This window comes from Ruegeria sp. CJ6 (assembly GCF_056536665.1).
On sequence record NZ_JBQFQB010000001.1, the window covers coordinates 702,604 to 724,508 of the forward strand.

At 59.0% G+C, this 21,905-nt stretch carries 23 protein-coding genes; 9 read left to right on the plus strand and 14 right to left on the minus strand.

Translation table 11 applies throughout. The features are described 5' to 3' along the window. Nucleotides 1-19: 19 nt before the first annotated feature. Nucleotides 20-922 (minus strand): fatty acid desaturase, encoded by a 903-nt coding sequence (locus tag ACR0BT_RS03550; RefSeq protein ID WP_480762539.1) that lies wholly within the window; start codon nt 920-922, stop codon nt 20-22. Next, a complete protein-coding gene (locus ACR0BT_RS03555; RefSeq protein WP_170396775.1) occupies nt 915-1,118 on the minus strand; it encodes a DUF2061 domain-containing protein in 204 nt (67 codons plus the stop codon). The genes ACR0BT_RS03550 and ACR0BT_RS03555 overlap by 8 nt, the downstream gene beginning before the upstream one ends. A gap of 108 nt (nt 1,119-1,226) precedes the next feature. On the opposite strand from ACR0BT_RS03555, the gene ACR0BT_RS03560 reads away from it, so the two are divergent. Then, entirely contained in the window at nt 1,227-2,093 is an 867-nt protein-coding gene (locus ACR0BT_RS03560) for a helix-turn-helix domain-containing protein (protein ID WP_170396773.1), read from the plus strand. Between the two features lie 76 nt (nt 2,094-2,169). Next, the gene (locus ACR0BT_RS03565; protein WP_170396771.1) at nt 2,170-2,352 is read left to right on the plus strand and encodes a hypothetical protein; all 183 of its coding nucleotides are present in this window, start codon (nt 2,170-2,172) and stop codon (nt 2,350-2,352) included. Nucleotide 2,353: 1 nt separating this feature from the next. Here ACR0BT_RS03565 and ACR0BT_RS03570 read toward each other — a convergent pair whose 3' ends face one another. From ACR0BT_RS03570 to bcoG, 3 genes are all read right to left on the minus strand, one after another. Beyond that, nucleotides 2,354-3,115 carry an SDR family oxidoreductase gene (locus tag ACR0BT_RS03570; protein WP_170396769.1) on the minus strand — a complete coding sequence of 254 codons (762 nt, stop codon included), beginning with the start codon at nt 3,113-3,115 and terminating at the stop codon, nt 2,354-2,356. Then, complete coding sequence (locus ACR0BT_RS03575; protein WP_480762540.1) at nt 3,112-4,593, minus strand: carnitine 3-dehydrogenase; 1,482 nt, start codon at nt 4,591-4,593, stop codon at nt 3,112-3,114. Before ACR0BT_RS03575 ends, ACR0BT_RS03570 begins: the two co-directional genes overlap by 4 nt. A 63-nt stretch (nt 4,594-4,656) precedes the next feature. After that, nucleotides 4,657-5,574 carry a 3-dehydrocarnitine:acetyl-CoA trimethylamine transferase BcoG gene (bcoG, locus tag ACR0BT_RS03580; RefSeq protein ID WP_480762541.1) on the minus strand — a complete coding sequence of 306 codons (918 nt, stop codon included), beginning with the start codon at nt 5,572-5,574 and terminating at the stop codon, nt 4,657-4,659. A gap of 132 nt (nt 5,575-5,706) precedes the next feature. Between bcoG and ACR0BT_RS03585 the strand changes: the two genes are divergently transcribed. Next, entirely contained in the window at nt 5,707-6,693 is a 987-nt protein-coding gene (locus ACR0BT_RS03585; protein WP_170396763.1) for a GlxA family transcriptional regulator, read from the plus strand. A 75-nt stretch (nt 6,694-6,768) separates the two neighbouring features. On the opposite strand, the gene ACR0BT_RS03590 is transcribed toward ACR0BT_RS03585, so the two are convergent. The 3 genes from ACR0BT_RS03590 to ACR0BT_RS03600 are packed head-to-tail and all read right to left on the minus strand — an operon-like array spanning nt 6,769 to nt 9,776. Continuing rightward, on the minus strand, nt 6,769-7,815 hold the full coding sequence (locus ACR0BT_RS03590) for an aldo/keto reductase (RefSeq protein ID WP_170636199.1): 1,047 nt from the start codon (nt 7,813-7,815) through the stop codon (nt 6,769-6,771). Nucleotides 7,816-7,846: 31 nt separating this feature from the next. Then, nucleotides 7,847-8,305 carry a DNA polymerase III subunit chi gene (locus tag ACR0BT_RS03595; protein ID WP_480762542.1) on the minus strand — a complete coding sequence of 153 codons (459 nt, stop codon included), beginning with the start codon at nt 8,303-8,305 and terminating at the stop codon, nt 7,847-7,849. A gap of 4 nt (nt 8,306-8,309) precedes the next feature. Continuing rightward, nucleotides 8,310-9,776 carry a leucyl aminopeptidase gene (locus ACR0BT_RS03600; RefSeq protein WP_480762543.1) on the minus strand — a complete coding sequence of 489 codons (1,467 nt, stop codon included), beginning with the start codon at nt 9,774-9,776 and terminating at the stop codon, nt 8,310-8,312. Nucleotides 9,777-9,995: 219 nt separating this feature from the next. Here ACR0BT_RS03600 and lptG point away from each other — a divergent pair, with 219 nt between their 5' ends. The 5 genes from lptG to rsmA all read left to right on the plus strand — a co-directional run bounded on the left by lptG (nt 9,996) and on the right by rsmA (nt 16,391). Then, entirely contained in the window at nt 9,996-11,096 is a 1,101-nt protein-coding gene (gene lptG, locus ACR0BT_RS03605; RefSeq protein WP_480561838.1) for an LPS export ABC transporter permease LptG, read from the plus strand. Then, nucleotides 11,096-13,261 (plus strand): LPS assembly protein LptD, encoded by a 2,166-nt coding sequence (locus tag ACR0BT_RS03610; RefSeq protein WP_170406233.1) that lies wholly within the window; start codon nt 11,096-11,098, stop codon nt 13,259-13,261. Before lptG ends, ACR0BT_RS03610 begins: the two co-directional genes overlap by 1 nt. Then, nucleotides 13,252-14,505: a peptidylprolyl isomerase gene (locus ACR0BT_RS03615; protein ID WP_480762544.1), complete on the plus strand. Its 1,254-nt coding sequence runs from the start codon at nt 13,252-13,254 to the stop codon at nt 14,503-14,505. The genes ACR0BT_RS03610 and ACR0BT_RS03615 overlap by 10 nt, the downstream gene beginning before the upstream one ends. Continuing rightward, entirely contained in the window at nt 14,502-15,467 is a 966-nt protein-coding gene (gene pdxA / locus ACR0BT_RS03620; protein WP_480762545.1) for a 4-hydroxythreonine-4-phosphate dehydrogenase PdxA, read from the plus strand. The genes ACR0BT_RS03615 and pdxA overlap by 4 nt, the downstream gene beginning before the upstream one ends. 81 nt (nt 15,468-15,548) lie before the next feature. After that, nucleotides 15,549-16,391 (plus strand): 16S rRNA (adenine(1518)-N(6)/adenine(1519)-N(6))-dimethyltransferase RsmA, encoded by an 843-nt coding sequence (rsmA, locus tag ACR0BT_RS03625; protein WP_480762546.1) that lies wholly within the window; start codon nt 15,549-15,551, stop codon nt 16,389-16,391. A 58-nt stretch (nt 16,392-16,449) separates the two neighbouring features. Here rsmA and ACR0BT_RS03630 read toward each other — a convergent pair whose 3' ends face one another. The 3 genes from ACR0BT_RS03630 to prfA form a co-directional block, all read right to left on the minus strand. After that, nucleotides 16,450-17,031, minus strand: coding sequence for a DUF4167 domain-containing protein (locus ACR0BT_RS03630; RefSeq protein WP_170626829.1), 582 nt, complete (start codon nt 17,029-17,031; stop codon nt 16,450-16,452). 227 nt (nt 17,032-17,258) lie between these two features. Then, nucleotides 17,259-18,116 (minus strand): peptide chain release factor N(5)-glutamine methyltransferase, encoded by an 858-nt coding sequence (prmC, locus tag ACR0BT_RS03635; protein WP_480762547.1) that lies wholly within the window; start codon nt 18,114-18,116, stop codon nt 17,259-17,261. Beyond that, nucleotides 18,113-19,168: a peptide chain release factor 1 gene (gene prfA / locus ACR0BT_RS03640; protein ID WP_170396981.1), complete on the minus strand. Its 1,056-nt coding sequence runs from the start codon at nt 19,166-19,168 to the stop codon at nt 18,113-18,115. The genes prmC and prfA overlap by 4 nt, the downstream gene beginning before the upstream one ends. A gap of 62 nt (nt 19,169-19,230) precedes the next feature. On the opposite strand from prfA, the gene ACR0BT_RS03645 reads away from it, so the two are divergent. Continuing rightward, nucleotides 19,231-19,533, plus strand: coding sequence for a hypothetical protein (locus tag ACR0BT_RS03645; protein ID WP_170509520.1), 303 nt, complete (start codon nt 19,231-19,233; stop codon nt 19,531-19,533). Here the strand turns inward: ACR0BT_RS03645 and ACR0BT_RS03650 are convergent. Genes ACR0BT_RS03650 through speB (ACR0BT_RS03660) form a run of 3 tightly spaced genes read right to left on the minus strand, consistent with a single transcriptional unit; the run spans nt 19,459 to nt 21,893 of the window. Then, nucleotides 19,459-19,872: a DUF1499 domain-containing protein gene (locus ACR0BT_RS03650; protein ID WP_480438606.1), complete on the minus strand. Its 414-nt coding sequence runs from the start codon at nt 19,870-19,872 to the stop codon at nt 19,459-19,461. The two genes, ACR0BT_RS03645 and ACR0BT_RS03650, sit on opposite strands and share 75 nt — an antisense overlap. A gap of 45 nt (nt 19,873-19,917) precedes the next feature. After that, nucleotides 19,918-20,865, minus strand: a complete 948-nt coding sequence (gene speB, locus ACR0BT_RS03655; RefSeq protein WP_480762548.1) for an agmatinase — start codon at nt 20,863-20,865, stop codon at nt 19,918-19,920. Nucleotides 20,866-20,924: 59 nt separating this feature from the next. Next, complete coding sequence (speB, locus tag ACR0BT_RS03660) at nt 20,925-21,893, minus strand: agmatinase (RefSeq protein ID WP_480762549.1); 969 nt, start codon at nt 21,891-21,893, stop codon at nt 20,925-20,927. Nucleotides 21,894-21,905: the final 12 nt, after the last annotated feature.

Genomic DNA, 21,905 nt, shown 5'->3' on the forward strand with positions numbered 1-21,905 from the left:
CTTCCCTTCTGTCGTTAAATCAAGGCTTTGGCCAGAGCGGATGCGCCACCGGATCCTTGGCGCGCCAGAAATACTCTCGGAATATCTGCCCGTACGAACGGTAGACATAAGCCTCGTTACAGGCCAAGTATCTTTCCTTGCCCGTGCGGTAGAGTGCCGGCAATCGGTACCAAGGTGCTGATGGGTTCATATGATGAACGACGTGCAAGTTATTGTTCAAAAACAGAAATGCAAGGATGCCACGGTCTTCTACGATCACTGTGCGCGCGCGCGATTTCTCATGCGCGCGGTGTTCCAGGAATGTGCGGATCTTGACCAAACCCAACCCGATATATGCTGAAAGGGCGAAGGCCCAGATCGGCATTTGCGAAAGCGCGACGATCCAAAGAGTCGCGACAACGCCGGGCATGTGCAGCGCCCATGCCAACAAAATCGCCCGATCTCCGCGAAGTGCACCACGCAGTTCATCTCGCAAGAACGCAACCTGCCCAATTGCAGGCCCCAGAACCATCCGCCCCAGCAGAGTGTTGTTCACTTGATACATCCGCCTCTGCCAACCGGACAGAGACGCCCAGACCTGTGGGTCAAGATAGTTGGTCTCAGGGTCATCGTAGGGATCGGTCAGGTTCGCATCACAGTGATGCGCCAGATGCAGGTCCCGAAACCGATTGTAAGGAATGAACAAGGTCAGCGGCAGCGCCATCAGTGCCTCATTCAGCCATTTCTGGCGAAAGGGGTGCCCGTGCAGCGCCTCATGCGTCAGCGAGGAATGCAGAGCGGCTACCAGCCCCATGAAGGGGATCGCCAGCCACAATGATATGCCTGCCAGCCAGAAAATCGCACCAAGCCAAGCGGAATAACAAGCGATAATCAGGGCAAATGTCGCCCATTCGGGCGATTTGGGTGTGACCGGCTCAGCCATTGCGGCCCCACGTGATTCCGGCCCAGATACGCTCGTAAATTACATACATGGTCAAGCCAATGGCTGTATTGACCAAAGCAACCATCCCTCCAAGTGCTGCTGAACCCGTGGCGATCAAACCAACCAGCGTCATCATCGCCAGCCCCATCGCATTCCACACCAGCGCCTTCACGACCGACCTGCGTCGCGTTTCCATTCCAGACCCCATTCTTATTTTTGAAACACCAGCGTTACAGACAGAGCCAAGGGTCGTGAATTCTGAATATGATTAACAATTCTCACCAAAGGTGATATTAATCACCACATGATTGATAAAATCGACAAACGGGATCGTGCCCTGCATTTTCGCCAGCGCCTGGCCCGAGCGATGCAAGAGCGCAATGTCAGCCAAAGCGCCCTGGCACGCAGCATCGGGGTTGACCGATCTACCGTTTCGCAATTGCTGACCGGGGCGGGGGCACGCCTTCCGAATGCTCATGTCGTCGGCAGCTGCGCCTCGGCGCTTGGGGTTTCCGCCGATTGGCTTCTTGGGCTTTCCAACCGACCCGAAAGCGCGGCAGAACTATTGGCCAGTTCCCTCACCCTAACCGAGGCCGCCCGGGCATTGGTTGATGAGCGCATTTTTGAATGGCATCAAGAGGCCGCCGGCTACAAGATACGCTACGTTCCGGCTACCCTGCCCGACATGCTCAAGACCCGCGCCGTGCTTGAATGGGAATACGCTCCGCATCTCGGCCGTACTGCAGATCAAGCCATTGGCGCCTCGGCAGACCGGCTGGCATGGATGCGCAGCGCCCAGTCCGATTATGAGATTGCCATGCCGTTGTACGAGCTTCACAGCTTTGCCTATGCCACCGGTTACTACGAGGGACTACCGCTTCAGGTCCGGTTGGATCAGATCGATCACCTGCTGTCGGTGTGCGAGCAGCTTTATCCACGTCTGCGCATCTATCTATTTGATGCAAAACGTCTTTACTCTGCCCCCGTCACGATATTCGGCCCACTTCTTTGCGTGTTCTATGCCGGAAGCCACTACATGGCTTTCCGAGACCGCGACCGGATTGAGGTCTTTACGCTCCATTTCGACCGGCTGGTTCGAGAGGCGGATATGACCGCGCGTGATTTCCCGGACCATCTGCAGCAATTGCGCTCAGAAATCTCTCAGACATGACCTGGGCTGAAAGCTGTAGTATAGTCACTTGGCGCGAAACTACAGACATTCCGATCTGAGATGGAGGATGACGGGAATGGACGCACTCAAAACCGCTGAATACGCACGTGCCCTTTATACGGCCCATGGCGATCGGGCCGAAGCCGAAGCTGCGCAGAAAATGCGCGAATGTGAAGCCGCCGGAAATCAGCAGGAGGCGCAGGACTGGCAAGCCGTCCGCAGCGCCATCCGCCAGATTCGGGGGCCAAATCAGGGCTGATTCACAGTTTCGGGTCAGGATTGACCGTATGGCCATCCACCGCGATTACCTGACCCGACACCAGCCTCGCTGCATCTGAAGCCAGGAATACAGCCATGTTCGCAATGTCCTGCGCCTCTACAAAGCGGCCCATGGACGTGCCCGAGGCATAGCCGTCGTAAACCTGATCCCGGGTCATGCCCTTGGCATCGGCCTCGCGCTGCAACACGCCCTCCATTCGTGGACCTTCGACCGAACCCGGGCAGATCACATTGCAGCGGATTCCGTGCGGCCCAAGTTCCATCGCCAGCGTTTTGCCTAATCCCACCATGCCCCACTTGGCCGCCGCGTACGGCGCGCGGTTGGGGTATCCGTACTGGCCTGCAGTCGATGAAGTGATCAAGATCGCGCCGCTGCGTTGCTGTTTCATCAGAGGTGCAGCGTATTTAGAGCACAAAAATGACCCCTCTAGATTGATGGAAAGGCATGACCTCCAATCCGTCAGGGAAACGTCCTCAACCGCTGCGGTGGGGCCCGCTATCCCCGCATTCGCACAGAGCACATCAAGCCCGTCCCATTCGGTCTCAAGGTCGGTAAACGCAGCCGCGACAGCATCCTCATCCGACACATCAAGCTGGCTTTGCTTCCAATGCGCCGGGCAATCCGCCAACGCATCCGCATCAACATCCGCAACCCAGACCTGAGCCCCGGCAGCATCAAACGCTTCAGCCATGGCCCTGCCGACGCCAGAGGCGCCTGCGGTAATCAAGACCCGGCTGCTCATGCGGGCTTGCGGATCGCCGCGCCCGCGCCTTCGGGATAAGGCAACACGGCCTGCGCCTCGGCAACCCGTGCCATCGCGGCCTCGATCTCGGGTGAAGGTGGGCTGGGGCGTCGGGTCTCAAGGCTGACATGCAGAAGAAAGCTTTCGCCTGTGGCCAGCAGCGTTTCACCCTCGTACATGCTGTGGAAGACATGCAGCTTCTTGCCCTGCCCTAACAGCATCTGCGTACGGCATTCGATCCGCGACCCCGCATGGGTCTCCTGCATGTAACGGATGTGATTTTCGGCAGTGAAATAGCTGCCGCCTGTCGCGATATACTCCATATCGCAGCCAATGATTTCCATGAAACGATCCGTGGCCGCTGCAAAGGCCTCCAGATATTTAGCTTCATTCATGTGGCCATTGTAGTCGGTCCAATCCAGCGGAACGGCGCGCGACAGCGTGAGGATCGGCTGGCTCAGATCCGCCTCGTCCAGCGTCGGCAGCGCTCCTGGCTTCAAGGCCGCATCATGCTGGTTCAATACCGCCCCTGCACCATAGTTCTGGGCCTTCAGCGCCCGCATCATACCAACGAGGTTATTGTCCCGGATACGCTCCAACTCGCGGATCGAGTGCTTGCCAGACTGCGCATCCGACTGATCCGCGATCAAGTCGACCAACTCATCGGTGAACTCAGGCACGTCCATGAGCTTAGTCCAGGGCCATTTCAGCGCCGGGCCGAACTGAGCCATGAAATGCCGCATCCCGGCCTCTCCACCGGCCACGCGATAGGTTTCGAACAGTCCCATCTGGGCCCAACGGATGCCAAAACCCATGCGGATGGATTCATCGATCTCTTCGGTCGTTGCGATGCCGTCTTTCACCAGCCAAAGCGCCTCGCGCCACACCGCCTCGAGGAACCGGTCAGCAATATGCGCGTCGATTTCCTTCTTGATGTGCAGCGGGAAGAACCCCACCGAGGTCAAAAGATCTTTGGCCCGCGCGACCAAGTCAGGTGAATTCTTGTCGGTCGGAACCAGTTCGATCAGTGGCAACAGGTAGACCGGGTTGAACGGGTGGGTCACCACGATCTGCTCGGGTCGCAACGCGCCTTCCTGCAACTCCGAGGGCTTGAACCCGCTGGTCGAGGACCCGATGATTGCATCTGGATCACAAGCCCCCTGCAAGCTCTTGTAAACCTTCAGCTTCAGATCGAGCCTTTCCGGTACGCTCTCCTGAATCCAGATCGCACCCTGAACCGCCTCACCGAGATCGTCATGAAAGCTCAGCGTCCCTTCGGGCGGCAGAGGTACATCGCTCAACCCCGGCAAAGAACGACGCGCGTTATCTAACACCTCACCGATCTTCCTCTCGGCTTCAGGGTCGGGATCGTATACCCGAACATCCCATCCGTTCAGCAGGAACCGGGCAGCCCACCCGCCACCAATCACTCCGCCTCCGATGATTGCTGCTGTTTTTGCTTGCTGTTCTTTGCCCACGATCCGCCTCTTCATCTGGCCAAAAATATCTCGGGGGTTTGGGGGCTGGCCCCCAATCCGCGACTACTTCGCAACCGGAGCCCGCTTGGTAAGCCCCAGCTTCTCACGTACTTCCTGCGGCCCGATCACCCGCGCGCCCATGTTTTCGATGATGCTGCCAGCACGCTCGACCAACTGCCAGTTTTCGGCCAGAACACCCTTTTCCAGCCACAGGTTGTCCTCCAGCCCGACGCGCACATTGCCGCCCGCCAGAACCGAGGCCGCGACATACGCCATCTCATTGCGCCCCAGCGAAAACGCGCTGAACGTCCAGTCCTCCGGCACATTGTTCACCATCGCCATAAAGGTGTTGAGATCATCCGGAGCCCCCCACGGCACCCCCATACATAGCTGGACCAGAGCGTTCGGTTCCAGAACACCCTCTTTCACCAGCTGCTTGGCGAACCACAGATGGCCGGTGTCGAAGGCCTCGATCTCGGGCTTCACACCCAGATCGGTCATCATCTGCCCCATCGCCCGCAGGGCGCCGGGCGTATTGGTCATCACATAGTCGGCCTCGGCAAAGTTCATCGTGCCACAATCCAGAGTACAGATTTCAGGCAAGCACTCCGCTACATGTGCAACACGTTCAGTGGCACCAACCAGATCTGTTCCAACCTCAGCCAGCGGCAGAGGGTTCTCGACACCTCCAAACACCATATCTCCGCCCATGCCCGCCGTCAGGTTCAGAACCGCGTCTACTTCGGCATCGCGAATGCGGTCCGTGACTTCACGGTACAGCGCCAGATCGCGTGAAGGCGCACCGGTCTCGGGGTCGCGCACATGGCAGTGCACCACGGCCGCACCGGCTTTCGCTGCAGCAATTGCACTATCGGCAATCTGCTTCGGCGAACGCGGCACATGTGGGCTGCGATCCTGTGTCCCGCCCGAGCCGGTGACGGCACAGGTGATAAAGACTTCGCGGTTCATTTCCAAAGGCATGGCGTTATCCCCAGCTTATACCCGGTTTTACCGTGGGTTTTCCCCAGGCTTCTCCCCGGATTCCGATTTGCGTCAACGCCAACTCTGACGCAGCCTTGAGGGAACCACTTAGCAAAATGCGAATCAGACTTGATGAAATCCGCAAAAAACATACTGCAGCCCGAACATCGCGCCCTGAAAACGGCGGTGCTGGTGCTGGACGAATGCAACACACTCAGCTTCGCGGCCGCCGTCGATCCGATGCGTGCTGCCAACCGACTAGCGGATCGGCCCGCTTTTGATTGGGACTACGTCACGGCAACCGCAGAACCCGCATTGCTGACCAGCGCTCTGAATGTGCAGGGCATTCCCCTGGCCCGGTTGCAGGGCTGCGATCTGTTGATCGTAGTTGCCGGATTCCAATTGGCCCGTCATGCGACGCCCAGCCTGCTCGCCGGGCTCCGCAGGATCGCGGCCACCGGTGCAACAATCGCCGGGATAGATGGCGGCCCCTGGTTACTGGCTGAGGCTGGATTGCTCGACGGTCACGCGGCGACGACCCATTGGGAGGATTTGGAGAACTTCGCTGCGCGCTTTCCCAATGTCGATGTGCGCCCTGACCGATTTACCGTCTCCGATACACGCCTAACCTCTGGCGGCGCCGTCCCGGCGATCGATATGATGCTCCATATTATTGCTGCACGTCATGGCGCGGGCTTTGCCGCCCGCGTGTCCGGGCTATTCCTCTATGAAGGTGCGTCTCAGCCCTCAAAACCACAAAGCCGCACCGGTGCGCCGCACCGTCACACCGCGCTCACAGCCAAAGCCAACTCATTGATGGAATCCTCACTGGACGACCCGCTGTCCCTTGCGCACATCGCCGATAGACTCGGCACTAGTACGCGCACCCTGCAGCAGCAGTTCCGCCTGCGCCTGAATACAACTCCACAGGATCACTACCTGCAACTCAGACTGGCCGAGGCCCGCCGTCTGGTTACCGATACCGACCTGCCGCTGATGGACGTGGCTCTGGCCACCGGCTTCGCCTCGCAATCCAGCTTCGCCCGCGCTTTCCGAACCGCCCACGGCCTCACGGCTCGCGACCTCAGGCAAGACCGTACGCAACCCACCCATCACTGACACGATCCAGCTTCATCTGGCCTAAAATACCTCGGGGGAGTCGCCAAAGGCGACGGGGGCAGAGCCCCCATCCCTTCAATATGGCATCGGAAACGCCCGATGCGCCGCACTGATCTCGGCCATCACTTCGGACGACAGCTTCAAATCCTTACCCGCCAGAATATGTTCTAGCTGCGCCACAGTCGTCGCGCCGAAAATGGTCGATCCCATAAACGGCCGGCTGCAACACCACGCCAAGGACATGTGCACGGGGTCCAACCCGTGTCGCTGCGCGATTTCTAGATAAGCAGCCACGGCATCATACACGCGATCCGTTTTGCGTCCGCCCATATTCGGCACTAGCGCCATGCGCGACCCTTCTGGAATAGCCCCGCCTTGATATTTCCCGGTCAGGAAACCCGCAGCCAAAGGCGAAAAGGACAGCAACCCGACATCTTCCAGAAGACACAATTCAGCCAGGTCGGTATCGAATAACCGGCAGAGCAAAGAATACTCGTTCTGGATCGACGCGACCCGAGGTCCACTAACCTCATCCGACGCCCGCAACCACTGAGCGGTACCCCAAGCGCTTTCATTCGACAGACCAAAGGCACGGATATTGCCCTTGTCCACCTGCGCCTGCAGAGCGATCAGGCTTTCGCGCATCTCGTCCATAATCTCGTCACGGTTGTGACCCAAGGGCGCATAGTCCCAGTTCTGTCGGAACATGTAGCTGCCACGATTTGGCCAGTGGAACTGATAGAGATCTATGCAATCAGTCTGTAGACGACGCAGTGAACCCTCTATCGCCTCAGGTATGGTCTCTTTCGAGATTGGGGCGCCATTGCGCGCATGCACGAACCCTTCACCGGAGTGTTTCGTGGCCAGCACATAGTCCCCTCGACGCGAACGATTGGCGGCATTCCAATTGCCAATTATTTCCTCGGTCCGCCCGACCGTCTCTGCCGAGATCGGGTTCACCGGATACATCTCAGCCGCGTCGACAAAGTTGATCCCACCCGCAAGCGCCATGTCCATCTGGCGGTGCGCCTCAGTTTCCGAGGTCTGAGTACCAAAGGTCATTGTCCCAAGACATAAATCCGACACCATGATCCCGGTGCGGCCCAAAGGCTTCATATCCATTTGAAATCTCCTAAAATATATTTGTGGCCGATCAAGCCTCGGCCTTTTTCTCCCATCGTCCGGATTCCTCGGACCAATACTGTGCCGAACACCCCGCCCCGGTCAGAGCCTTCCACTGCCCGCGCGCATGTTGAACCGCCTCCGGATCATTCCCGTCGAACAGAATGCAGACACGCTCCATGGTCGAAACTTCCTCCGCCTCAACCGTTGCCCCATCGACAGCCATTACACAGGTCGCGCCATTTGCTGCCCCTTGGCCGGTCGTCAGCAGAACGGGCTGTGACGCGTCGTGCGGGCCACCTTCGCGGCCATGCGGCAGGAACCCGTCCTCAGGTCCCAGCCACAACTTCTCATCCAGCCAGTCCATCCGCGCAGGGTCGATTCCCCGCACGGCAATCCGCCACCCGGCCTGTCGTGCCTTGTCGAGCAGCACAGGCAATGTGTGCTCTAACGGCTGGCGGGTCAGGTGGTAGAAATAGACGGCACCCATGCGCTTACTCGAAATTGTCCTGCACGAACCGGCTTAGCGCGCGGACGCCCCAGCCCGTGGCCCCTTTCGGCGCATAAGAGGTCTCGGAAGAGACAGAGGCCACACCTGCGATATCCAAGTGAATCCACGGCGTCTCTTCCTTGACGAAACGCTGCAGGAACTGCGCTGCGGTGATCGAACCTGCGGGCCGCCCGCCCACGTTCTTCATATCCGCAATGCGCGATTTAAGTTGTTTGTCGTAGCCTTCACCCAAGGGCAGCCGCCATGCGCCCTCGTCCTCGGCCTTGGCCGACTTCAGGAAGGCGTCGCAGAAGGTGTCATTGTTTGAAAACACACCGGCATTCTCATGCCCAAGACCAATGATGACCGCGCCCGTCAGTGTGGCCAGATCGATCATGCCCACCGGCTGGAACCGATCCTGCGCGTACCACATGACGTCACACAGAACCAAACGACCCTCGGCATCGGTGTTGATGATCTCGACAGTGTCGCCTTTCATCGAAGTGACCACATCGCCCGGGCGAGAGGCATTGCCCGAGGGCATGTTTTCGACCAACCCGACCAGCCCCACGACATTGGCTTTGGCGTTGCGCTTGGCCAACGCTCGCATGGTTCCGGCAACAACACCCGCGCCGCCCATGTCCATGGTCATGTCTTCCATGCCTCCGGCCGGCTTAAGCGAGATACCGCCGGTATCGAACACGACGCCCTTGCCGACCAAGGCCAGCGGCGCGTCATCCTTGTCGCCGCCGTCCCATTGCATCACCACAACTTTCGAGGGGCTGACCGAGCCCTGCCCGACGCTCAGCAGCGTACGCATGCCCAGTTCGGCCAGCTTGTCCTCTTCCAGAACCTCGACCTTCAGGCCCAGCGATTCCATCTCGACCAACCTGTCCGCGAACTCAGTTGTCGTCAGCACATTCGCGGGTTCATTTGTCAGGTCTCGTGTCATGCGCACACCGTCTGCGACGGCATAGAGCGGCGCAAAGTCAGCTTCGGCCTCCTCCGGCTTTGAGTGACCGATGGTGATTTCACCCGCCGGGTCTGAGTCCTTGGATTTGTGGACATCGAAATCGTAGGCCCTCAGTACCATGCCCAAGGCTACCTCTTCGATACGCGCGTGATTGGCGGCCATGACCAGCACGGGTTTGCCCGCTGCAGCTTTCGCCAGATTGGCCCCGGCCTTGCGTGCCTCGTCCGCGTCGGGACGGCGCGGCAACACCAGAATATCCAGCGCCTCGGCCACCATTCCGGCAGGCCAGGCCAGCGAAATAACATTACCCGATTTGACCTTGCTGAACCGCTCGCTTTCGACCAGCCGCGCAACCGCGCCTTTGGTCAGGCGATTGGCTCGACGCGCGGCGGGGCTCATCTTGCCATCGGCGGGAATGAGTATGGCCACGCGCCCTTCGGTTTGCGCTATCGCATCAAGGTCAAAGGGGGTGAATCGGACGGGCACAAGACTGCTCATATCATTCTCCTAAAAAATGCGTTGCCCAAGACCTAGCCCGCGCAGCCACCGTTGACCAGATAGCAGTTTTCCCCGCCGGGCAATTGCATTATGGTCGCGCGAAAATAACGGCAGGCTCGGGGGAGAGAACGTGACACCAATCGGCAGTTACAGGCCGTCGCGCATGATTCCATGCCCGATTGTGATTCTTGGATGCCGGGGTTTGACGGGGATGCCCAAGTGATCCTCGACCGCTATTTTGCCCGCCGCTTTATTCAAAGCTTTCTTGTAATCGGCGGTATTTTTCTGACCTTGATGATCCTGATCGATCTGATCGAACAGGTGCGGCGGTTCGATGGTGTTGACCTATCCTTTGGCCAGTTGCTGCAACTGACGTTGCTGAACGCACCGGCCGCGATCAGCGAGATGTTGCCCCTGCTGATGATCCTGGCCACCATCGCGCTGTTTGTCGGCCTCGCCCGCAGCTCCGAACTGGTGGTGACCCGCGCAATCGGGAGATCCGGTATCCGAGCCCTGCTGGCGCCCGTGTTGCTTGCGCTGACCATCGGCGCACTTGCTGTTACTATGCTGAATCCCATCGCGGCCGCGACGTCGGAAGAGTTCCAACGCTTGTCTGATGGTTATCGCAACCAGGGTGGTTCAGCCCTGTCCATCAGCCGCGAGGGGTTGTGGTTGCGCCAGAGCTCTGCCAACGGTCAGTCGGTGATTCACGCAACCGGCACTGTCAATGGCGACCGGTTTGCCCTGCAGAACGTGACCATCACAACGTTCTCATCCGACGGCAAGCCGAACCAGCAAATCTCGGCCCAGCAAGCTGATCTGGAGGATGGATTCTGGACCTTGCATCAGGCCAAAATCTGGCCCATTCAGGACGACCTCAATCCCGAAGCAAATGCCACCAGCCATGAGATCCTGAACCTCCCCACAACGCTGACCAGAGACCGGATTCTGGACACTCTTGGGCAAAAGGATTCGGTTTCGGTCTATGATCTGCCCCAGTTGATTCGTGATCTGGGCGAAGCGGGATTTTCAACCAAGCAATATGAGGTCTGGCTGCAGGTACAACTTGCGCGACCCCTGTTTCTGGTTTCGATGGTTCTGATCGGGGCCGCCTTCACAATGCGCCATGTCCGGTTCGGCGGCACCGGCATCGCCGTGCTGACCGCCGTATTGCTGGGGTTCGGTATCTACTTCATCCGGAATTTCGCCCAAATCCTTGGCGAAAACGGGCAATTACCTATTCTGGTCTCGGCTTGGGCCCCACCCTTTGCGGGCATTCTACTGTCTCTGGGCCTGTTGCTCCATGCGGAGGATGGCTGATGCGCTCCGTCCTGTCTTTGTTGCTGTCGAGCGCACTGATCCTCTCGCTGCCTGCAGCAGTTGCCGCACAGTCCGAACCAGAAGGTGCCGCCAGCGAGGCTGACGCGACTGAACAGAATCAACCCGCCCTACTGGTGGCCGATGAGATATTCATTACCCCGGATCGCAAACTGGTCGCAGAGGGGAATGTCGAGGCCTTCCAAGGCGACGTCAAACTGACAGCGCAAAGCGTCACCTATGATCGCGAAACCGGCGAGCTGACCCTGACCGGCCCAATCCGGATCGATCAAGGCGGGAACAGCACATTGCTGGCCGATTCCGCGCAGTTGGACAGCGGGATACAGAATGGACTTCTGATGGGCGCGCGCATGGTCTTTGACCAGCAAGTGCAGATCGCCTCAGTCCAGGCCACCCGTGCGGCAGGTCGCTATACGCAATTCAGCAAGGTCGCTGCAACCTCTTGTCATGTCTGCGCGAATGGCAGACCCCCGATCTGGCAAATTCGCGCCCGGAAAGTGACCCATGACCAGCTTGAACGGCAGCTCTATTTCGAAGGCGCACAGTTCCGAATACTCGATGTCCCGGTCTTCTACTTTCCCACGCTACGCCTACCCGACCCGACACTTGAGCGGGCGACCGGCTTTCTCGTGCCGTCGATCCGCACCACTTCGCAACTGGGCACTGGAGTTCAGGTGCCGTATTTCTTCAAGATCGGAGATCACAAGGACCTGACTCTGACGCCCTATCTGTCGTCCAAGACCCGCACACTTGGGTTTCGTTACCGGCAGGCATTCAAACGCGGGCGCATTCGGCTGCGAGGCTCTTATACACGCGACGACCTGCAGCCCGGTCAAGACCGGGGGTATTTCTTCGCCGATGGCCGGTTCGGTCTTGGAAATGACTACCGGCTGACATTCGATATCAAAACAACTTCGGATGACTCGTATCTGGCAGATTACGGCTTGCCCGATTTTGACCGCCTGCGTAGCGAAATTGCACTTGAGCGGATCAAGCGTGATACGGCATTCAGAACCAGCTTCATCCACTACAAGTCCCTTCGGGATAGCGAAAATCAGGATGAAATCCCATCGCGTGTCTTCGACATCAACTATCGAAAGCGGTTCTTCCCCAGCACCTTAGGGGGTGAAGTTGAACTAAGCCTCGATGGTCACACCCACACGCGAACCAGTGACGAAGATATTATTGGTCGCGACGTCGCCAGGGCAACATTCGATGCGGAATGGCTGCGCAACTGGACCTTTGCGACCGGATTACGTGCAGAGGCATTGGTGGGCGCGTCAGTGGATACGTTCAATATCCGCAATGACAGCGAGTTTCCGAACAATGTAACCCGCTCGACCCCGCGCGCAGCTTTTACCCTGCGCTACCCCATGCTGCGCCGCGAGCAGTCCGGTGCAACACAAATCCTTGAGCCAATCGCGCAAATTGGTTGGACGCATGTTTCGAACAATGACGTTCCCAACGATGAAAGTACCTTTCAGGAACTCGATCAGGGCAATCTTTTGTCCCTTTCGCGCTTTCCGGCCCCCGACCGCCGCGAAGACGGTGCAACCGCCGTTGTGGGCCTGAACTGGTCTCGGTACAATGCTGACGGCTGGCGGGCGCTGGCGACAATCGGACAGGTCTTCCGGTCCGATGCGGATCCGGATTTCACGCTCACATCGGGGCTGCAGGGTACCAAGTCCGACATTCTGCTTGCCGGGCAATTGAATAACGGCAAGGGGCTGACATTGGCCGCGCGTGGGCTTTTAAACAGCGATTTCAGTTTTACCAAAGCTGAAATTCGTGCAGGCTGGTCTAATGGAGATACGGCAATCTCCGGCGGGTACATCTGGCTCGAACCTGATCCTGCTGAAGCAAATAATGATGAAATCTCGGAACTACGGGTCGGTGGCCGCTACCGCGTAGACCAAAATTGGCTAACCCTTGCCAGCGCACGCTATGATTTCAGCGAATCCGAACCACTCCGCCTTGGGTTCGGCGTGACCTACGAAAATGAGTGTGTGCAGGTAAATGTGAACGTCAACAGACGCTTTACCTCCACATCAAGTATTGAGCCTTCGACAGAATTCGGCTTTACCGTTGCCCTGACAGGGTATTCCGTCGAAGGCGATGGACAGAAGTTTAAGAGAAGATGCAGTTGATCTCAGGTTTCACAAAATCTCTCCGCTCTGGCTGCCGTAGATCGGTGCTGCCGGTGCTGGCTGCCGCGCTTGTTGCAATGGCCACACCACAGGTCCAGGCTCAAAGCCTGTTCTCGCCTGCAATCCGGGTCAATCAGGACATCGTCACCTGGTATGAACTTCAACAACGTCAGCAGTTTCTCGAACTGCTCGGCGTTCCGGGCAGTTCCGAGCGTGAAGTCCGCGAAGCCCTGATTGAGGATCGTCTGCGCAAACAGGCGATGCGCGATGCCGGCATCGAAGCCGCGCCCGAAGATATCCAGACCGGGATTGATGAATTCGCCTCGCGCGGCAACCTCAGCAGCGAAGAGTTTCTGCAGCTGCTCAACGATGCGGGCGTATCAAAGGAAACCGTCAGGGATTTTGTTGCCGATCAACTGTCCTGGCGCGACTTTGTCAGTACCCGCTTTCTGTCGCAGGCTCGTCCCTCGGAAGATGAGATCAACCGTGCACTGGGTCAGGGTGGCGGCGGCGGCCTGCAGATTCTGTTGTCCGAGATTATCATTCCGGTAACACCGCAGACCCTGGCGCAGGCTGAAGCCCTGGCCGATGAAATCTCACAACTTCCCGATCAAGACAGCTTTTCTTCGGCTGCTACGCAATACTCTGCCGCTGCCACACGCGAGAATGGCGGGCGACTGGATTGGCTGTCGCTCAACAACCTGCCTCCGGCCCTGCAACCCGTCATTCTGGGCTTGAAAAACGGTGAGATCACCGACCCACTGTCGCTCCCGAACGCCGTTGCTCTGTTCCAGATGCGCGGTATCCGCGAAGTTGCCGCTGGTGCCCCAACCTATTCCGAGATCGACTACGCGATCTACTACCTTCCCGGTGGCCGCAGCGCCGAAACGCTTGCGAAAGCCGAAAAGCTCAAGGAAGAGATCGACACCTGCGATGACCTCTACGGCATCGCCAAAGATCAATCGCCCGACGTGCTGGAACGCCTTACCCAAAGCCCCTCGGCGATTCCACGCGACGTAGCGCTTGAGCTGGCCAAGCTTGATCCAAATGAGGCATCGGCCACGCTGACGCGCAACAACGGGCAGACGCTGATGTTCCTGATGCTGTGCAATCGCACCCGCAACCTGGGCGAAGACACCACCCGTGTGGACGTGGCAAACGCACTGACCCAGCAGCGGTTGCAGGCCCTTGCAAACAGCCTGCTGGAACAGCTGAGGGCCGACGCTGTCATCATCGAACAATGATCGCCCCAATCGCGCTAAGCTGTGGTGAGCCCGCCGGGATCGGACCCGAAATCGCAGCCAAAGCTTGGGCAGCCCTGCGCGATACCTGTCCGTTCTTCTACATCGGCGACGCATCACATTTGCCCGATAGAACACCCATTACCCGGATCGCCGACCCGTCTGAGGCGACACCGGCCAGCGCCTCGGCTCTGCCGGTGCTGCATTTCGACTTTCCTGCCCCGAACACGCCCGGCCACCCCGATCCAGCAAACGCACTTTCGGTCATCGATTCTATTGAAAAGGGTGTTGAGCTGGTGAGTTCCGGCGCAGCCTCTGCACTGTGTACCGCGCCGATCCACAAAAAGGCGCTGATCGACGGTGCGGGCTTTGCCTTCCCCGGCCATACCGAATTTCTTGCTGCTTTGGCAGGCCGGTCGCGCGTGGTAATGATGCTTGCCAGCGAACAGCTCCGCGTGGTTCCGGCCACCATCCACATCCCGCTCTCCCAGGTCCCAAGCGCACTCACCCCAGAAGTGCTGCGTGAAACCATCGAGATCACCGCCCAAGGCCTGCGCACCCAATTCGGTATCCACCATCCTCGCATCGCCATCGCGGGGCTGAACCCCCACGCTGGCGAAGGCGGGAAAATGGGTACGGAAGAGCTTGACTGGATCGCGCCACTGATCGCAGACCTCAATCCAGTCGATTGCACCGTGACCGGACCCCACCCGGCAGACACCATGTTCCACGCCGCGGCGCGCGTGCGATATGATGCCGCGATTGCGATGTATCACGACCAGGCCCTGATCCCGATCAAGACACTGGATTTCGACAGCGGTGTGAACGTAACCTTGGGCCTGCCCTTCGTCCGGACCTCGCCGGATCACGGCACTGCTCTGGACATCGCGGGCCAAAGCCGCGCGACCGCCACCAGCCTGATCGAGGCCCTAAAACTCGCCCAACGAATGGGCCACTCCCGCTAATGCTTCATCTGGCCCCAAATACCTCCGCCGGAGGCAAAAAATCTCTGGCGCTCCCCCTCCATTCCGAACAACGCTAGAGACATGAGCGCCATCGACTCCCTCCCCCCGCTGCGCGAGGTTATCGCAACTCACCAGCTTTCGGCCCGCAAGTCGCTGGGCCAGAACTTCCTGCTCGACCTCAACTTGACCGCCAAGATCGCGCGGCAGGCGGGTGATCTGACTCAATGCGATGTCCTTGAAATCGGCCCAGGCCCCGGAGGTCTGACTCGCGGGCTTCTGTCCGAAGGCGCGCGCAAGGTCGTGGCCGTGGAAAAGGACACCCGCTGCATCGCCGCCCTGAACGACATCGCCGCCGCCTATCCGGGCCAGCTGGAAGTGATCAACGGCGACGCGCTGGAAATCGAGCCGCTGGCCCATCTGACGCCTCCGATCCGGGTGGCTGCCAACCTGCCCTACAATGTCGGGACCGAGCTTCTGGTCCGCTGGCTCACCCCGCTCGAATGGCCGCCCTTCTGGCAGAGCCTGACCCTTATGTTTCAACGTGAAGTGGCCGAGCGGATCGTGGCCCAACCCGGCAACAAGGCCTATGGCCGCCTCGCCATCCTTGCCCAATGGCGGGCCGAAGCGCGCATTGCGATGTCCCTGCCACCCGGAGCCTTCACTCCACCGCCCAAGGTCTCAAGCGCCGTGGTTCACCTGACTGCCCTGCCCGAACCCCGCTATCCCGCTGACGCCGCAACCCTGTCGCGCGTGGTTGCCACAGCCTTCAATCAGCGCCGCAAAATGCTGCGGGCCTCACTGAAAGGGGCAGCGCCAGATATCGAGGACCGCCTGATCGCAGCCGGAATCAAACCCACCGACCGGGCCGAGCAGATCCCGCTCGAAGCCTTCTGCGCGCTCGCGCGCGAAATTCGCAAACCCTGAACGAAAAAACCCCAGGCCTTTGCCCGGGGTTTTCATTCAATTCATGATCGAAAAGCCCTTATTCAGCTGCCTCGGGTGCGTCGCCCTTGTCAGCGGGTGCATCCCCAGCCGCAGGGGTGGCAGCCTTTGGCTTCCGGGTGCGCGGGCGGCGCGGCTTTTCCTTACGCTCGGTCGCTTCGGGTTGCTCGGCATCCTTGCTTTCCGGCGTCTCGACCAGCCCTGTATCGGGCGCAGCCGCCTCATTCCCGAAATCCACAACGTCCGGCTGCGGAGCCTCGGCCGGATCGGCCTGACGGGCTGCTTCGCGTTCCTGACGCTCGGCGCGTTCACGATCACGCTCGGCCTGTCGTTCGCGGTTCTGACGCTCTTGCTCTTCGCGGCGCGCTTCGATCTCGCGCTGCGCTTCGCTTAGCATGCGCAGATAGTGCTCGGCGTGTTGCTGAAAGTTCTCAGCTGCCACGCGGTCATTCGACAGCTGAGCGTCGCGTGCCAATTGGTTGTATTTGTCAATGATCTGCTGCGGTGTGCCACGCACCTTGCCTTCGGGGCCCGAGCTGTCAAAAACTCGGTTTACGACGTTTCCGCCAGAAGGACGATTGCGGTTGTTCTTGGCCCGCGAGCGGGATTTGGAAGATCTCATCTTACTTTACGTCAGCCTTATCAATTCACTGTCGATCAACCCGTATCTAACGCTGCTCAGTGGCTTGTGCCGTTACGCGCTATCGACTTTTTGGGCTTGGCGTCAGGGGTGCGCTGAAACAGCGTCAACCTCGCCGACTAATCCTGAGTAAACATGTCCTGAGCGTTCAGACAAGGGGATTCTCGAAAATGTCGCAGCTTTTTTACATCAATCGGCATTTTTCGGCCTCAGTTTCGCTTAGAAGGCGGCATTCTGGCCCCCACAACACGATCACGCCTGTCCAGATCGGGGATCACCTTTACGCCGGTCAAACCAGCGGCATCAAAAAGGGCAGAAACATAAGCGCCCTGTGTCGGGCCAATTTCAACCAGGATACGCCCGCCGGGCATCAGATAATCCGGGGCCGACGCCGCAATACGGCGATAGGCATCCAGACCGTCGCCCTCATCCGTCAGCGCCATGCGCGGCTCATGCTCGCGCACTTCAGGGGAAAGCGCGTGCATCTCGTCCGCTGAAATATAGGGCGGATTCGAAACAATCAGATCGAACTGACCTTCAATGTTTTCGAACCAGTCAGATTGCCGAATCTCGACGCGCGCCTGCACCTGATGCTGTACTGCATTGGCGCTGGCCTGCAGACAGGCAGCTTCGCTGAGGTCGGCGCCGACGCCCGAGGCACTCGCCCGCTCGGCCAGCAAGGTGATCAGGATACAGCCCGAGCCCACACCCAAATCGAGTACATGATCAAACGGCTCGCTCAGCGCCGCCTCGATCAATGCTTCGGTCTCCGGGCGCGGGTCCAGCACATCGCGACTGACCCGAAACCGCCGACCATAGAATTCACGCTCGCCCAGCAGATGCGATACCGGCACTCGGATGGCCCTTAGCGAGACCAATTGATCGTAGCGTTCCGCGATATCCACCGGCAGCTCTTCGGGCGCGATCAGCGTCACCCGACTGGCCTCGATCCGCGCCGCATGCGCCAGCAGCACCCGCGCATCCCGCGCTGGATCAGGCACACCGGCTGCGCGCAAACGTGCGGTTGCAGCGACCATGGCCTGCGCGGCTGTCAGCGCCGAAATCATTGCGCCATTTCGGCCAGAAGCCGAGCCTGATCATCTGCGGTCAGCGCGTCGATCACCTCATCCAGATCGCCCTGCATCACCTGATCCAGCTTATAAAGCGTCAGGTTAATGCGGTGATCCGTCATGCGGCCTTGCGGGAAGTTATACGTCCTAATCCGTTCCGACCGGTCACCTGAACCGACCTGACTGGCGCGATCCGCCGAGCGTTCGCTGTCGATCCGCTGCCGTTCAAGATCATAAAGGCGCGTTTTCAGCACCTGCATCGCTATCTCACGGTTTCGGTGCTGGGATTTCTCGGAACTGGTCACCACGATACCGCTGGGCAAGTGAGTAATCCGCACAGCCGAATCCGTCGTGTTCACGTGCTGCCCCCCCGCGCCCGAGCTGCGCATCGTGTCAATACGGATGTCATTGGCATCGATCTGAATGTCCACATCCTCGGCCTCTGGCAAAACCGCCACCGTCGCCGCCGAGGTATGAATGCGCCCACCGCTTTCGGTTTCGGGCACGCGCTGCACGCGATGCACGCCGGATTCGTACTTCATCCGCGCAAAGACATTGTCGCCCTTGATATGTGCCACCACCTCTTTGATCCCACCAAGATCAGACGCTTGTTCCTCGATGATCTCGAACTGCCAGCCCCGCGCTTCGGCATAGCGTTGATACATGCGCAGCAAGTCTCCGGCAAACAGCGCGGCCTCATCCCCGCCGGTGCCGGGGCGTATTTCCAGCATTGCCGGGCGCGCATCAGCCGCGTCTTTGGGCAACAGCGCCAGCTGCAAGGCATGCTCCGCCTCGGGGATACGCGCCTGCAGTTCTGGAATTTCCTCTTCGGCCAGCTCTTTCATGTCCGGGTCGGACAGCATTGCCTCGGCCTCGGCCAGATCAGAAACCAGCTGACGCCACGCCATGATCTGATCGACCACCGGCTTGAGGTCGGAATATTCCTTTGCCAAAGCTGCAATATCCCCGCCCGAGGCACCATCCGCCATGGCCGCTTCGAGGTATTGGAATCGCTGAGTTATCTGTTCAAGGCGTTCTTCGGGGATCATCCGCGCGGTGTCTATCATCCAGAGGCTTTGGTCAAGGCCCTGCCTTGTGCTAGGCTTGGGCCATGAAGCGACTGATCTTAGCCCTGACACTCATTGCGACGCCCGGAATGGCCGATGTTGTTGGCCCCGGAGGCAAAGTGCAAGACTGCTATTGCACCGACAAATCCGGCACCCGCATCGAGTTGGGAGAGATGATATGCCTGCAGGTCGACGGCCGCATGTTCATGGCTCAATGCCAGATGTCGCTGAACGTGCCCATGTGGCGCGAGGTGCAAGAGGGCTGTTTGTCGTCAGGGTTGCAGCAAAGCAAGCCATTGGGTGACCCGGTCCCGATTGACGCCGAAATCTTTCCGGCCAAATCTTAATCTTGCATAGATACGCAGCGTATCGCCGTCTTGTTGCACGGTGGTGTAGTCGGGAAACCCGAACACCTTGGTACGGGTGATATAGGTGATCATGCCCTCTTCCAGCGATCCGGCCAACACACTGGTGCGTGGTGTTGCGCGCGCAATTTTATCGAGACGCGCCAGCCCATCAGGACCGGTTTCGACGACCCGAACGACACCACCCTTCAGGTCTCGTTCCGCGTCTTCAGGGGCCACATGCCAGCGCACAGGATCTGAAGGCGCAAGTCTGATATAGGCACCCATTGCAAGGCCCACCGCAATCAAAAGCCACAGCACCATTTTCATCTGCCCATTCATTCCCGCTATGCCCTGCTTACTCGGTCAGAGGATGGCGTCGCACCCCTATCGTGACGTCACTCCGGGCAGAATGCACAGCATCTCGAACAGTAGATTGGCTGCGGTCAGTGCCGTATTGCCCGACGGATCATAGGGTGGAGATACTTCGACCAGATCGCAGCCCACCACATTCATGCCTGCCAGCGCATGGATCAACTGCAGCGCCTGCGGAGTGGTCAGACCTGCGATCTCGGGCGTGCCTGTTCCGGGTGCATAGGCCGGATCGAGGCTGTCGATATCGTAGGTGATATAGACCGGCTGATCGTCAACAGTTTTACGGACCAAAGAGCCGATTTCGGTCAGGTTCTGTTGCCACAGCTCCCACGCCGGGTACTGACGAAACCCCCAACCCTGTGCCTCGGTAAAGTCGCTGGCGGCGTAACCCGAGCCTCGAATGCCGATCTGAAAGGTCTTGTCAGGGACAATCAGCCCTTCCTCATAGGCGCGGCGGAAGACAGTGCCGTGGGTTTCCTTTTCACCGAACATCTCATCATTCACGTCGGCATGGGCGTCCACGTGCAACAGTGCCACAGGCCCGTGCTTGGCTGCCATCGCCCGCAGGATCGGCAAAGTGATCGAGTGATCCCCACCCATCGCCACTGGGACAACACCTTGCGCCAAAATGCCGTCATAGCTTTCCTTGATGATCTTAAGACTATCGGCGAGCGAGAAAGTGTTGATCGCCAGATCGCCGATATCTGCGATCTGCAGATGGTCGAAGGGCGCCGCGCCATTGGACATGTTATAGGGCCGGATCATCGCACTTTCACTGCGAATCTGCTTGGGTCCGAACCGTGTGCCCGACCGCCACGAAGTGCCGATATCCATCGGAACCCCCAGGATCGCCACATCCAGCCCGTCCAGCGACGACGCCTGTGGCAACCGCATAAACGTGTTCGGCCCCGAAAACCGTGCCAGATCATTGCCGCCAATCGGTTGGTTGTATTGGGTCATGTGATGTCTCCGATCCGGTGCCTCACCAAGCAGATACCGGGATTATGCCTAACCAAAGGTTAAGGCTTCACCAGCTTGTTCCACCCCAAAAGGCAAATGATCTGTGTTGCCACATGCGCCCCCGCAATCGCCGTCGCACCAGAGGTGTCATAGGGCGGAGAAACCTCGACCACGTCGCCACCTTTGAGGTTGATCCCGGCAATGTCGCGCAGGATGATTTGCGCCTGAATCGAACTCAGCCCGCCCCAGACTGGCGTGCCAGTACCGGGCGCAAAAGCAGGGTCCAGACCGTCGATGTCGAAGCTAAGGTACACGGGGCTGTCGCCCAGAATACCCCTGATCTTCTGCGCCACGGCGGCTGGGCCGGATTCGTAAACCTCGCGCGCGTCGATGATGTTGACGCCCAACGTGTCTTCGTTTGTAGTGCGAATGCCCACCTGAACCGAGCGTTTCGGATCAACCAACCCCGATTTCACTGCCTTGTAGAACATCGTCCCGTGATCCACGCGGGACATGTCGTCATCGGCCCAGGTGTCCGTATGCGCATCGAATTGCAGCAGTGACATTGGCCCATATTTCTCGGCATAGGCCTTAAGGATCGGGAAGCTGATATAGTGGTCCCCTCCCAGCGTGACCGAAGCCACATCCGCCGCCAAAATGGTACGGATATGATCGGTCAGCGTGTCGGGAAAGGCCGGGATATTGGCATAGTCATAGGCCATATCTCCATAATCCACGATCGCCAACTCGCTGAGCGCGTCAAAGGGCCAGCCATAGGGTGCATCCGGGGATTGCAACGCGCTCGCCTCACGGATCGCGCGCGGCCCCAGACGGGTTCCGGGGCGATTTGTCACCGCCTGATCGAAAGGCACGCCGGTTACAGCAATATCCGCACCCGTCAGGTCTTTGGTATAAAGCCGCCGCAGGAATGAGGTCGCGCCGCCAAAGGTGTTTTCATAGGACAGCCCCTTAAGATCGGGGTTGGTGAATGCCTCATCCACCTGGTTCTTTGCATCTTCCAGTGCCATATCTTTTCCCTG

What these genes read in the sequence shown, in the direction of transcription:
- ACR0BT_RS03615 (WP_480762544.1), top strand. Translation starts at nt 13,252, where the DNA reads ATGCAGTTGATCTCAGGTTTCACAAAATCTCTCCGCTCTGGCTGCCGT.
- ACR0BT_RS03610 (WP_170406233.1), top strand. Translation starts at nt 11,096, where the DNA reads ATGCGCTCCGTCCTGTCTTTGTTGCTGTCGAGCGCACTGATCCTCTCG.
- ACR0BT_RS03570 (WP_170396769.1), bottom strand. Translation starts at nt 3,115, where the DNA reads ATGAGCAGCCGGGTCTTGATTACCGCAGGCGCCTCTGGCGTCGGCAGG.
- ACR0BT_RS03560 (WP_170396773.1), top strand. Translation starts at nt 1,227, where the DNA reads ATGATTGATAAAATCGACAAACGGGATCGTGCCCTGCATTTTCGCCAG.
- ACR0BT_RS03565 (WP_170396771.1), top strand. Translation starts at nt 2,170, where the DNA reads ATGGACGCACTCAAAACCGCTGAATACGCACGTGCCCTTTATACGGCC.
- speB (WP_480762548.1), bottom strand. Translation starts at nt 20,865, where the DNA reads ATGACCCAATACAACCAACCGATTGGCGGCAATGATCTGGCACGGTTT.
- pdxA (WP_480762545.1), top strand. Translation starts at nt 14,502, where the DNA reads ATGATCGCCCCAATCGCGCTAAGCTGTGGTGAGCCCGCCGGGATCGGA.
- ACR0BT_RS03585 (WP_170396763.1), top strand. Translation starts at nt 5,707, where the DNA reads ATGAAATCCGCAAAAAACATACTGCAGCCCGAACATCGCGCCCTGAAA.
- ACR0BT_RS03595 (WP_480762542.1), bottom strand. Translation starts at nt 8,305, where the DNA reads ATGGGTGCCGTCTATTTCTACCACCTGACCCGCCAGCCGTTAGAGCAC.
- bcoG (WP_480762541.1), bottom strand. Translation starts at nt 5,574, where the DNA reads ATGCCTTTGGAAATGAACCGCGAAGTCTTTATCACCTGTGCCGTCACC.
- ACR0BT_RS03650 (WP_480438606.1), bottom strand. Translation starts at nt 19,872, where the DNA reads ATGAATGGGCAGATGAAAATGGTGCTGTGGCTTTTGATTGCGGTGGGC.
- prmC (WP_480762547.1), bottom strand. Translation starts at nt 18,116, where the DNA reads ATGATTTCGGCGCTGACAGCCGCGCAGGCCATGGTCGCTGCAACCGCA.
- ACR0BT_RS03600 (WP_480762543.1), bottom strand. Translation starts at nt 9,776, where the DNA reads ATGAGCAGTCTTGTGCCCGTCCGATTCACCCCCTTTGACCTTGATGCG.
- ACR0BT_RS03590 (WP_170636199.1), bottom strand. Translation starts at nt 7,815, where the DNA reads ATGGATATGAAGCCTTTGGGCCGCACCGGGATCATGGTGTCGGATTTA.
- prfA (WP_170396981.1), bottom strand. Translation starts at nt 19,168, where the DNA reads ATGATCCCCGAAGAACGCCTTGAACAGATAACTCAGCGATTCCAATAC.
- ACR0BT_RS03555 (WP_170396775.1), bottom strand. Translation starts at nt 1,118, where the DNA reads ATGGAAACGCGACGCAGGTCGGTCGTGAAGGCGCTGGTGTGGAATGCG.
- speB (WP_480762549.1), bottom strand. Translation starts at nt 21,893, where the DNA reads ATGGCACTGGAAGATGCAAAGAACCAGGTGGATGAGGCATTCACCAAC.
- ACR0BT_RS03645 (WP_170509520.1), top strand. Translation starts at nt 19,231, where the DNA reads ATGAAGCGACTGATCTTAGCCCTGACACTCATTGCGACGCCCGGAATG.
- ACR0BT_RS03550 (WP_480762539.1), bottom strand. Translation starts at nt 922, where the DNA reads ATGGCTGAGCCGGTCACACCCAAATCGCCCGAATGGGCGACATTTGCC.
- ACR0BT_RS03630 (WP_170626829.1), bottom strand. Translation starts at nt 17,031, where the DNA reads ATGAGATCTTCCAAATCCCGCTCGCGGGCCAAGAACAACCGCAATCGT.
- rsmA (WP_480762546.1), top strand. Translation starts at nt 15,549, where the DNA reads ATGAGCGCCATCGACTCCCTCCCCCCGCTGCGCGAGGTTATCGCAACT.